Genomic DNA, 11,733 nt, shown 5'->3' with positions numbered 1-11,733 from the left:
AGCGGAAGCGCCGGGACCGCGCCCCCGGGTGCGGACGTAGGGGGCGAAGGCGTGTTCATCCGTCATGGCGCAGGCGGGCTCAAGTTTCAGGCGGCGCGGGACCGCACCTCGTTCATCGCCGACTCTACCGCGTCCCGCCGCCGCAACGCCACCACCCGTCCCACCAGCACCAGGGTGGGGCCGGTGACGGCGGCATCCGCCACCCGCCCCGCGATGTCGGCCACCGTGCCGGGCAGGCGGCGCTCGGTCGCCAACGTGGCGTTCTCGATGGCGATGGCCGGGGTGGCGGGGTCCAGGCCGGCGGCCAGCAGGCGCTGGGTCACTTGGCCCAGGGTGCGGCCGCCCATGTAGATGGCGATGGTGCCGTCGCAGGCGGCCAGGGCGTTCCAGTCGTGGGCGGGCAGCACCTCGTCGGCCCCCCCGTCCTGACACGCATGCCCGGTGATCAGGTGCAGGCTGCGGCTGTGGCCGCGCTGGGTCAGGGGCATGGCCATGGCGGCGGCGGCGGCGCAGGCCACGGTGATGCCGGGCACCACCTCCGCCGGGATGCCGGCGTCCTCCAGCGCCGCCAGCTCCTCGCCCGCGCGGCCGAACACCATGGGGTCGCCGCCCTTCAGGCGCACGACGTGGGACCCCGCCTGGGCGTGGGCGACGATCAGGCGGTTGATGGCGGCCTGGCTCATGGCGTGCCGGCCGCAGCGCTTGCCCACGTCGATGCGGCGGGCATGGGCGGGCGCCAGGTCCAGGATGCGGGGGTCCACCAGCTTGTCATAGAGCAGCACGTCGGCGCCCTCGATCCGGCGCAGGGCCTTCACGGTCAGCAGCTCGGGATCGCCGGGGCCGGCGCCCACCAGGCTGGCGCGGCCGGTGACGTTAGGCTGACGCATGGACATCGCGCAGGATCTCCTTCAGTTCGGGGACGCAGGATCCACAGTTGGTGCCCGCCTTCAACAGCGCGCCGATCTCTTCCGCCGAGGTCAGGCGCCTGGCGACGATGGCCTCCCGGATGGTGACCAGGCCAACGGAGAAGCAGGCGCAGACGGTGCGGCCGGCGGGCTTCACACCGGTGGCCCCCGCACCGCCCGGGGAACGGCCGGACAGCAGGCTGGGCCGCGCGGCATCCGGCACCCTGTCACCCAGCAGGGCCGCCAGCACGTCGCGGGGCGGCAGCTGGGCGCCGTCGCCGGCGGCCAGGAACAGGCAGGCCTCCAGCCGGCCATCCACCAGGATGGCGACGCGCAGCAGGCCGCGCCCGGCATCGGTCAGTTGCAGCCATTCGGCGCCCGCCGGCGGGTGCAGCAGGCCCTCGACGAAGCGGGTGAGGGCCGGGCCATCCGGCAGGGCGTCCGATCCCACCAGCTCAAAGGCGTGGCCGGTGCTGAGCGGCACGCGCGACCAATAGGCCACAGGGTCCGGCCGCACCGCCCGGGTGTGCAGCAGCAGGCCGCGCCAGGCCACGGGCACCGCCTCCGCCCGCACAGGCGTGAGCTTCAGTTCCGGCTGGCCGGAGACGGGGTCCAGCGCCGCGTTGACCAGCCGGCCGGCGGGACCGGCGGAACAGAACTCATCCGTCCAGTGCATGGGCAGGAACAGCTCGCCCACCCGCTGGCCGGCGTCGATGGCGGCCCGCACCACGGTGCCGGCGTGGACGCTGTCGATGCGCACCAGGTCGCCGTCTTTGACGCCGATGCGGGCGGCGTCGGCGGGGGACAGGGCGGCGCGCGGTTCCCCGGTGTGGGCCAGCAGGCGGGGCACGCGGCCGGTGCGGGTCATGGTGTGCCACTGGTCGCGGATGCGGCCGGTGTTCAGCACCAGGGGATAGGCCTCATCCGTGCGGGTGGCGGGCGGGCGGAAAGGTGTGGGCACCAGGCGGCCCCGGCCGCTGGGGGTGGCGAAGCCGCCATTGCCGAACAGCCGCCCGCCCTCATCCCCCGCCCAGCGCACGGGCCAGCGCACCGGCGCTAGGGCGTCATACTGCCCGTCGGTCAGCATGGCCAGGCCGCTGATGTCGAAGGGGCGGGTGCCGCCGTTCTCGAAGCCCGACAATGCGGCATGCTCGCGGAACACGGCGGCGGAGCTGGTCCAGGAAAAGGCGTCCTTCCAGCCCATGCGCTGCGCCACGGCGGCCAGCACCCGCCAATCGGCCCGCGCCTCGCCCGGGGCGGGGCGGAAGGGCCGCTGGCGGGAGATCACGCGTTCGGAATTGGTGACGGTGCCGTCCCGCTCCCCCCATCCTGCCGCCGGCAGCACCACGTCGGCCAGCGCCGTGGTGTCGGTGGGCCAGCAGTCGGAGACGACGACGAAGGGGCAGGCGCGCAGCGCCTCCCGCACCAGGGCGGCGCGGGGCAGGCTGTCGGCCGGGTTGGTGGCGATGATCCACAGCGCCTTGATGCGGCCGTCCCGCACGGCGTCGAACATCTCCACGGCCTTCAGTCCCGGCCTGGTCGCCAGGTTGGGCGCCCGCCAGAAGCGGCGGACGCGGTCCAGGGCGTCCGGCTGGTCGAAGCGCATGTGCGCTGCCAGCTGGTTGGCCAGGCCGCCCACCTCCCGCCCGCCCATGGCGTTGGGCTGGCCGGTGATGGAGAAGGGACCGCAGCCGGGCTTGCCGATGCGCCCCGTCGCCAGGTGGCAGTTGATGATGGCGTTGACCTTGTCCGTGCCGACGGACGATTGGTTCACGCCCTGGGAATAGACGGTGACGACGCGCGGGGTGGCGGCGAACCAGTGGTAGAAGCGGGCCAGGTCCGCCGGGTCCAGGCCGGTGAGGGCGGCGGTCTGGTCGGCCGTCTGGCGGGCGGCGGCGAGGGCGGGCTCGAACCCCTCCGCATGCGCCGCCATCCAGGCGTGGTCCAGCAGGTCCCGGTCGGCCAGGTGGGCCAGCAGGCCGTTGAACAGGGCGACGTCGGCGCCGGGGCGCACGGCCAGATGCAGGTCGGCATCCTCGCACGTCGCGGTGCGGCGGGGGTCGATGGCGACGATGCGGAGGGGGCGCTTGGCCTTGGCGGCCAGCAGGCGCTGGTGCAGCACCGGGTGGCACCAGGCGGAATTGCTGCCCACCAGCACCACCAGATCCGCCAGCTCCAGATCCTCATAGGTCCCCGGCACCACGTCGGCGCCGAAGGCCCGGGTGTGGCCGGCGACGGAGGAGGCCATGCACAGCCGCGAGTTGGTGTCGATGTTGCCGCTGCCGATGAAGCCCTTCATCAGCTTGTTGGCGACGTAGTAATCCTCCGTCAGGCATTGGCCGCTGACGTAGAAGGCGACGCTGTCGGGTCCATGCTCCGCGATGGTGGCCTTGAACCGCTGGGCCACCAGATCCAGGGCCTGGGTCCAGTCCGCCGCGCGGCCATCGATCAGGGGGCGGGTCAGCCGTTCCCCATCCTTCAGCGTCTCCGCCAGCGCCGAGCCCTTGGAGCAGAGGCGCCCCCGGTTGGCGGGGTGGCTGGTGTCGCCCACCACCCGGCCGTCGGCCTGGGCCACCACGCCGCAGCCCACGCCGCAGTAGGGGCAGGTGGAGCGGACGGCGCCCGCGACGGCGCCGGTTTCAGCCTCCCGTGCCATCCCCTCCGGCATCACGCCACCATGGCCAGCAGGATGCGGCCGTCCTGCACCCGCACCGGGATGCGGTTGACGCAGCCCTCGTCGGGGTCGCGGGCCGTGCCGCTGTCCAGCTCGATCACCCAGTTGTGCAGGGGGCAGGTGACGGCATGGCCGTGCACCGTGCCCTGTGACAGGGGGCCGCCCTTGTGCGGGCAGCGGTCGTCCAGGGCGAACACGGCGTCATCCAGGGTGCGGAAGACGGCGACATCGCCCCGGGGGGTGGCGACCACGCGGGCACCCTGGCGGGGAATGTCGTCCACCGCACCCACCTCGACCCAGCGGGATTCGATACCAACGTTGTCCATGGCGCTTCACTCCACCGTGGCCAGGGTGCGGAAGGGGGCGGCGGCGGCCTTGCCGGGCGCGCGTTCGGCCCAGGGGTCGTCTTGGCTGAATTTCTGGGCGTACAGGAATTTGGCGTGCAAGGCCTTGCGGCCGGCCTCATCGTCCACGATGCGCGCCTTCACATGGGCCAGACCCACGCGTTCCAGCCAGGGGGCGGTGCGCTCCAGATACCGCGCCTCCTCGCGATAAAGCTGCAGATAGGCGCCGCAGTATTCCAGCACCTCCTCCTCCGTCGTCACCTTGCACAGCAGGTCGGTGGCGCGGACGTGGATGCCGCCGTTGCCGCCGACATGCAGTTCCCAGCCGCTGTCCACCGCCACGACGCCGAAGTCCTTGATGGTGGCCTCGGCACAGTTGCGCGGGCAGCCGGAGACCGCCAGCTTAACCTTGTGCGCGTGCCAGGACCCCCAGGTCATGCGCTCCAGCTTCACGCCCATGCCGGTGCTGTCCTGGGTGCCGAAGCGGCACCATTCGGATCCGACGCAGGTCTTCACCGTGCGCAGCGCCTTGCCGTAGGCGTGGCCGGAAACCATGCCGGCGTCGTTCAGGTCCTTCCACACGTGGGGCAGCTGCTCCCGCGTCACGCCCAGCAGGTCGATGCGCTGACCGCCCGTCACCTTCACCGTGGGGATGGCGTACTTGTCCACCACGTCGGCGATGGCGCGCAGCTCATCCGCCGTGGTCAGGCCGCCCCACATGCGGGGCACCACGGAATAGGTGCCGTCCTTCTGGATGTTGGCGTGGTTGCGCTCATTGACGAAGCGGGACTGCTGGTCGTCCACATACTCGCCGGGCCAGGCCACCAGCAGGTAGAAGTTCAGCGCCGGGCGGCAGACGTGGCAGCCATCGGGCGTGGTCCAGCCCAGCGCGCCCATCACCGCCGGCATGGTGCGCAGCTCCTGCGCCACGATGGCCTGGCGCACCTGGTCGTGGCTGTGGCTGGTGCATTTGCACAGCGGCTTCTCCCCCGCCGGCTTGGCGGCGTAGCCGTCGCCCAGCGCCAGGGTCAGCAGCTGTTCCACCTGGGGCGTGCAACTGCCGCAGGAGGCCGACGCCTTGGTGCGGGCCCGCACGCCGTCCAGGGTGGTCAGGCCATGCTCCGCGATGGCGCCCAGGATCTTGCCTTTGCACACGCCGTTGCAGCCGCAGATCTCCGCCGTGTCGGGCAAGGCCGCCACGGCGGCGGTTGGGTCGGCGGCGGGCGCGCCGGAGGCCAGGGTGGCGAAGGCCTGGCCGAAGATCAGGGTGTCGCGCAACTCGCCCAGCGGCTTGCCCTCGCGCAGCAGCTGGAAGTACCAGCCGCCGTCCTGGGCGTCGCCGTACAGCACGGCACCCACCAGTTTGTCGTCCCGCAGCACCAGGCGCTTGTAGGTGTTGCGGGCGGCGTCGCGGAACACCACCTCCTCCGTCGTCTCGTCACCGATGAAATCACCGGCGGAGAAGACGTCGATGCCCGTGACCTTCAGGCGGGTGGCCATGGCGGCGGGGACGTAGTCGCTGACCGCGTCCTCCCGCGCCAGGTGGTCGGCGCAGACCTTGGCCATGTCCCACAGCGGGGCCACCAGGCCATAGGTCTTGCCGCGATGCTCCACACACTCGCCCACCGCGAAGATCGCGGGGTCGGAGGTGCGCATGTCGTCGCCCACCTCGACACCGCGGTTGATGGTGAGGCCGGCGGCTTTCGCCAGGTCGATGTTGGGGCGGATGCCGATGGCCAGCACCACCAGGTCGCCCGGGATTTCCCGCCCATCGGCCAGGCGCACGCCCTGCACCCGGCCCTCGCCGAAGATCTCCTCCGTCTGGCCGTTGGTGAAGAAGTTCATGCCGCGCTCGTCCAGCTCCCGCTGCAGCAGCTCGGCCGCCGCCTTGTCCAGCTGGCGCTCCATGATGGTGCCCATCAGGTGGACGACGGCCACCTGCATGCCCCGGCGCAGCAGGCCGTTGGCGGCCTCCAGCCCCAGCAGGCCGCCGCCGATGACGATGGCGCGCTTATGCGTCTGCGACGCCTTGATCATGGTGTTGACGTCGGCGATGTCGCGGAAGGCGCAGACGCCGGGCAGGTCCAGGCCCGGCACCGGCGGGGCGATGGGCCGGGACCCCGTGGCCAGCAACAGCTTGTCATAGGCCACCACCCGGCCACTGGCCGAGGTCACCGTGCGCTGGGTGGTGTCGATGGACACCACCGCGTCGCCGGTGATCAGCTCGATGCCATTCTCCTCGTACCAGGAGCGCGGGTTGATGACGATCTGCTCCAGGTCCTTCTCACCGGCCAGCACGGACGACAGCATGATGCGGTCGTAGTTCACGTGCGGTTCGGCGCCAAAGACGGTGATGTCGTACTTCAGCGGGTTGCGCTTCAGCAGCTCGTCCACCGTCCGCATCCCGGCCATGCCGTTGCCGACGACCACCAGCTTCTGTCGCGGGGACATATGCGTGTCCATGAGGGGGACCCTTCCCTAGAATTCAAAACGGTGAATTTGGATCGGTGATGGCGGGATCAGACGCGGGCGGCGCCCAGGGCGGCGGAGCCCCAGGTGGTGCGCCAGCGGCGCTTCACGCCGGTCAGGCCCATCAGGGCGGCCAGGGCCAGCAGGGCGAACAGCAGGAAGCCCGCCTGGTAACCGCCGGTGAGCTGCTTGGAGTAGCCCAGGCTGGACGCCAGGTAGAAGCCGCCGACGCCGCCCATCATGCCCACCAGGCCGGTCATGACGCCGATCTCCTTGCGGAAGCGCTGGGGCACCAGCTGGAACACGGCGCCGTTGCCCATGCCCAGCGCCAGCATGGCGATGACGAAGACGGCCAGCGCCATCCACGCCTGGGGCAGGGCGAAGCTGACGACGATCAGGGCGCTGGCGGCCACCGCGTACATGACGGTCAGCGAACGCACGCCGCCGATGCGGTCGGCCACGGCGCCGCCGATGGGCCGCACCAGGGACCCGGCGAAGACGCAGGCCGCGGTGAAATAGCCAGCAATGACGGGGCTGAGGCCATACTGGTCGTTGAAGTAGATGGTGAGGGAGGAGGCAAGGCCGACGAAGCCGCCGAAGGTGACGCTGTAGAAGAACATGAACCACCAGGCGTCGCCGATCTTCAGCACCGCCAGGTATTCGGCGAAGGACTTGGCCGGCGGGCATTCCGGGCTGTCCTTGGCCAGCACGGTGTAGACCAGCAGGGTCAGGGTCAGCGGGATGGCCAGCAGGCCCAGCACGTTGTTCCAGCCGTAGGCGACGGCCAGGGCCGGCGCGAAGAGGGAGGCGAACACGGTGCCGGAGTTGCCGGCACCCGCCAAGCCCAGGGCGGTACCCTGGTGCTCCGGCGGATACCAACGGGACGCCAGCGGCAGGGCCACGGCGAAGCTGGCGCCGGCCACGCCCAGGATGGCGCCGGTCAGCAGCGTGGCGTTGAAGCTGTGCACCCCGAAGTACCAGACGGCGGCCAGGCCGGCGATGACCACCACCTGGGCCAGGATGCCGGTGCGCTTGGGGCCCAGATGATCCACCAGGATGCCGTTGATGACACGGAAGAAGGCGCCGGCCAGCACCGGCACCGCCACCATCAGGCCCTTCTGCGCCGGGCTGAGGCCCAGGTCCTTGGCGATCTGCACGCCCAGGGGACCCAGGATGACCCAGGCCATGAAGCTCATGTCGAAATAGAGGAACGCCGCGAACAGGGTGGGCAGATGACCGGCCTTCAGGAAACTCTTGTTCATCGCTTGCCTCCGACAGCAGGGCTGTGCGCCTTCGGGGAATGGGGCTGCCAGACGGGCGCCGCCTATGACCGGAAGGGGTGGTGGATCGGGGTACGGGGCGAACGCGCCCCGCTGGTGGTGGGTAGGGCCCGGAGACCGGACGCTGACAGGCCGCCGTTGACCCGCCGATCGAACCACAGGGGATGCCGCGCCATTGCGCCATCCCGGAGGCGGGGCCGCCCCGCCGTTGGGGCCGCCCCGATGCAGAAAAGAACCTTTCGGCCCCCTGCTCGTGTACTGTTCCTTCGCAACCGCCGTGCCAATCTCGTGGTCGCAGAAACGCTGGGGTTTGGGGCGGGGCGGTACGAGCGCGACTGCTTAAATTTTGCGCAAACCCAGGTGCGGGCGCGCAAATGATTATTCTTTAAGCAAATCGGGGCGGTTCGGAAATGGGGGCACGGCAGATCGAGTTGCGCGTGGGCTGGTGCAGCGAGACCGGCCGCCGGTCGCGCAATGAGGACTATGTCGGCGCCTGCCTGGGCGCCGCCACGCAGCGCGGCCGCCAAGGGGCGGTGGCCGCCATCGCCGACGGCGTCTCCGGGGCGCCCGGCGGGCGGGTGGCGGCGGAACTGGCCGTGCGCGGCTTCATCGATTTCTACTTGGGTGAACGGGAGACCCTGGGCGTCCGCCGGGCGGCGGCCCACGCGGCGGAGGCGGTCAACCGCTGGATCCACGCCCAGGGCCGCACTGACCCCGAACGCCTGGGCATGGCCACGACGCTGACCGCTGTCATCCTGCGCGACCGCCGCGCCCACATCCTGCATGTGGGTGACACCCGCCTCTACCGCCTGCGTGACGGCCGGCTGACCCTGCTGACCGAGGACCATGTGCACAGCGGCCCCGACCAGCGCCACATCCTGCGCCGCGCCATCGGATTGGAGGATGCGCTGCGCGCGGACTATCAGGCGGAGCCCTTGCGGGAGGGCGACCGCCTGGTGCTGCTGACCGACGGCGTGCATGGGACCTTGTCCTCCCGCGACCTTGCGCGCCTGGCGGCGGCCGACCCGACGCCCGAAGCCGCCAGCCGGGAGATGGTCACGGCGGCGCTGGCCGCCGGCAGCCAGGACAACGCCACCGCCCTGGTCATCGACGTGGTGGCCCTGCCGCCGGCCGACCAGGATGAACTGGCGGACCTGACGGCGGAGCTGCCCATCCTGGCGGTGCCCAAGCCGGGCGACACGGTCGATGGCTATCGCATCGGCCGTCCCTTGTCCGATGGCCGCTACAGCGCCCTGTTCCTGACGGAGCCGGCGGCGGGGGAGGCGCCCCTGGTGCTGAAGTTCCCCAAGCCCAGCGTGGCCGCCGACGCCGTCTACCGCCTGGCCTTTGTGCGCGAAGGCTGGGTGGCGGCCCGGGTGCGCAGCCCCTGGCTGGGGGAGGTGGTGGAGGTGCCGCCCGGCCGGCAGACGCGGCTTTACACCGTCATGCCCCACTATCCCGGCCAGACGCTGGCCCAGCGGCTCGCGGCCCTCCCGCGCGTGGGCGTGGCGGAGGGGGTGCCCCTGGCGGTGAAGCTGGCCAAGGCGGTGGCGGCGCTGCACCGCGCCGGCATCATCCACCGCGACATCAAGCCGGACAACGTCATCGTGGACGGCAAGGGCGGCCTGCGTTTGATCGACCTGGGCGTGGTGCGTCTGCCGGGGATGGAGGACTTCCCGGCGGAACAGATCCCGGGCACGCCCAGCTACATGGCGCCGGAACTGCTGGCCGGCGAGGCCGGGGATGAGCGCACCGACCTCTACGCCCTGGGCGTCACCGTCTATCACCTGTTCACCGGCGCCTATCCCTACGGCGAGGTGGAGCCCTTTCAGCGCCCCCGCTTCGGCCCGCCCGTACCCCTGCAGCAGCGCCGCCCCGACCTGCCCACCTGGCTGGACCTGTCGGTGATGAAGGCCGTGGCCGCCAACCCGGCCGAGCGCCACGGCGACGTGCTGGAATTCGCCCTGGAACTGGAGGCCGGCGCCGCCCACCCGGCGCCACGCCCCACCCGCCGCCGCTCCCTCTACGACCGCGATCCGGTGCGCTTCTGGAAGATCACCGCGCTTGTGTTGCTGGTGTTGCTGATCCTGTCGCTGGTGCGGGGGTAGGTCGAACCCTACCCGATAGTGGTGATTTATGAGGATTACAACTTATACGGTTTAAACTCATTCGATTGAGTCCATTAGGTTTGTGCACCTATGGTTGCATATCGCTGTGGCGACCCAGAGCCCGGCGATCCACCAAGCGACCCAAACCCTGAGGGAAACCCAATCATGAGCACCACCGAAGCCCCATCCCTGGCTGGCCTTTTCTTTCTGCCCCTGCGTTCCGGGGGCGCCCCTGGCGCCCCGACGGACGCCCTTAATCTGACGATCTACACGCCCAAGCGTGAAGTGACCGGTCACTCCCTGGTGACCCAGGCGACCAACCCGCCGCTGCACGTGGCCTCCCACGTCACCGGCACCCTGATCTATGAGACTGTGATCGGCCCAGGCTCCAAGGTTCGCATCGACCTGAACGGCTGGCCGGAAATCCACTGGCCGCCGCAGGCCGGCATTGGCCCGGTCATCCCGCAGAACTACAAGGCGATCTTGCTGCTGGAACCGAACTTCGCCTCTGGCGTCATCCGCTATGAGTATCGCACCGACCTGAGCGGCCCCTGGCACGTGGTGGAACAGCCGGTGCACGCCGCCTGAGTTCCTCCGGCCCGTTCCCAAACTTCAAGGCCGCGCCCCGCCTGGGCGCGGCCGTTCCTTATTGGCGCTTAAGTCAGCTAAAGACGATGGTGTGAGTACCCAAAGCCCAGAGCAAGACCCCGCCGACGCAAAAGGCGACCAAGCTTAGCAGCCGATACAGCGGCACATAGAACGGCACATCGAGGAAGAATAGATTCAAGCGGGCCAAGAAACGCCCTTTCGCGTGATCGGCCCTGGCGCGGGACAAAAGGTTTTGATGAAGGTGCCGCGCGCGAACGAAGCCGAACCCTCCGTGAAGGATAAAGAACACGGCCACGCCATACGCGATGATTCTAGTCATGGCCGAACGATACCCGCTGCCGCCTCATACAAATCCGGCCGGTAGATGCGCGCGGCCAGCGCTTCCGCTTCGGCGCCGCTGACTGGCAGGTCCCGCCAGCGGGCCATCTGGTCCAGGAACCAGCGCGCCTGGTCCAGGGTGGGGCGGGTGGCGTCGTGCACGGTGAAGCGGCAGACGTCGGTGTCCAGGCCCGCGCCCTCACGTGCGCCGCCGGGCAGGGAGGCGGCGATGAGTTTGGGGGCCAAGTTCAGGAAGGCGGGCTGGGCCAGGGTGGCGGCGATGGCTGCCGTGTTAGCGGGGTTGGCGCAGTCGGCGGCGGCGCGGATCAGGGCGCGCAGCAGGCCTTGCAGGGTGCCGGGATGCTCCGCCGCCCAGGCCTCGCGCACCGCCAGGCATTTCTCCGGATGGCCGGTTATGATGTCGGAGGACAGGGCCACGGTGCGACCCACCCCGGCCGATGCCGCCACCGCCCCCCAGGGGGCGCCGGCGCAGAAGCCGTCGATGCGGCCGGCCTCGATGGCGGCCACGCTGTCGGCCGGAGGAACGATGGCCCAGTCAACGTCGGCCTGGGGGTCGATGCCGGCGGCGTGCAGCCAGCTTTTGAACAGCAGGGCATGGGTGGACCAGGCATGGACCACCGCCAGGGTGACACGGCCGCGGCCCCGCAGCAGGGCGGCCAGGCGGCGGCCGGCCTCAGCCGCCGTGGGGTGGCAGCCTTCCAAGATGGGGTCGGCCAAGTCGTTGGACAGCGTCACGGCGTCGCCGTGCTGGCTGAGGCTCATGGGGATGATCAGGGGGGCCGCCGCCGGCCGCAGGCCCAGGGCCATGGCCAGCACCAGGGGGGGCAGCATCACGGCGGCATCCAGCAGGCCATAGGACAGCTTGTCCGCCAGGTTGGCCCAGCTGGGTTCCACCGACAGGGTGACGTCCAGGCCCTCCGCCGCGAACAGGCCGGTGGCCTGGGCGTGGATGACGGGGGCGCTGTCGGTCAGGCGCAGCAGAAAGGTGCGGACGGGGCGCGAAAC

General features: G+C 70.6%; 9 protein-coding genes. 2 read left to right on the top strand and 7 right to left on the bottom strand.

The window, feature by feature from the left end:
• Positions 1-86 precede the first annotated feature (86 nt).
• From cobA to I55_RS29875, 5 genes are all read right to left on the bottom strand, one after another.
• Positions 87-893: a uroporphyrinogen-III C-methyltransferase gene (gene cobA, locus I55_RS29895; RefSeq protein ID WP_044564370.1), complete on the bottom strand. Its 807-nt coding sequence runs from the start codon at positions 891-893 to the stop codon at positions 87-89.
• Positions 874-3,561: a nitrate reductase gene (locus I55_RS29890; protein WP_044564372.1), complete on the bottom strand. Its 2,688-nt coding sequence runs from the start codon at positions 3,559-3,561 to the stop codon at positions 874-876. Before I55_RS29890 ends, cobA begins: the two co-directional genes overlap by 20 nt.
• An 11-nt stretch (positions 3,562-3,572) precedes the next feature.
• Positions 3,573-3,905 (bottom strand): nitrite reductase small subunit NirD, encoded by a 333-nt coding sequence (gene nirD / locus I55_RS29885; protein ID WP_044564369.1) that lies wholly within the window; start codon positions 3,903-3,905, stop codon positions 3,573-3,575.
• A 6-nt stretch (positions 3,906-3,911) separates the two neighbouring features.
• On the bottom strand, positions 3,912-6,374 hold the full coding sequence (nirB, locus tag I55_RS29880) for a nitrite reductase large subunit NirB (protein WP_049974638.1): 2,463 nt from the start codon (positions 6,372-6,374) through the stop codon (positions 3,912-3,914).
• Positions 6,375-6,442: 68 nt separating this feature from the next.
• Positions 6,443-7,654 (bottom strand): NarK/NasA family nitrate transporter, encoded by a 1,212-nt coding sequence (locus I55_RS29875; protein WP_044564367.1) that lies wholly within the window; start codon positions 7,652-7,654, stop codon positions 6,443-6,445.
• 428 nt (positions 7,655-8,082) lie between these two features.
• Here I55_RS29875 and I55_RS29870 point away from each other — a divergent pair, with 428 nt between their 5' ends.
• Both I55_RS29870 and I55_RS29865 read left to right on the top strand, forming a co-directional pair.
• Positions 8,083-9,780 (top strand): bifunctional protein-serine/threonine kinase/phosphatase, encoded by a 1,698-nt coding sequence (locus tag I55_RS29870; RefSeq protein WP_044564366.1) that lies wholly within the window; start codon positions 8,083-8,085, stop codon positions 9,778-9,780.
• 165 nt (positions 9,781-9,945) lie between these two features.
• Complete coding sequence (locus tag I55_RS29865) at positions 9,946-10,368, top strand: DUF1842 domain-containing protein (protein WP_044564365.1); 423 nt, start codon at positions 9,946-9,948, stop codon at positions 10,366-10,368.
• 73 nt (positions 10,369-10,441) lie between these two features.
• Here I55_RS29865 and I55_RS29860 read toward each other — a convergent pair whose 3' ends face one another.
• Together I55_RS29860 and I55_RS29855 are read right to left on the bottom strand one after the other, a co-directional pair.
• Positions 10,442-10,708: a hypothetical protein gene (locus I55_RS29860; protein ID WP_044564364.1), complete on the bottom strand. Its 267-nt coding sequence runs from the start codon at positions 10,706-10,708 to the stop codon at positions 10,442-10,444.
• The coding region (locus I55_RS29855; protein ID WP_049974637.1) for a CmpA/NrtA family ABC transporter substrate-binding protein at positions 10,705-11,733 on the bottom strand (1,029 nt) is incomplete at its 5' end. The genes I55_RS29855 and I55_RS29860, both read right to left, overlap by 4 nt.

Source organism: Azospirillum sp. B4 (assembly GCF_000333275.1).
In the GTDB taxonomy this organism is placed as follows: Bacteria; Pseudomonadota; Alphaproteobacteria; order Azospirillales; family Azospirillaceae; genus Nitrospirillum.
This window is presented reverse-complemented; position numbering and strand designations above follow the sequence as displayed.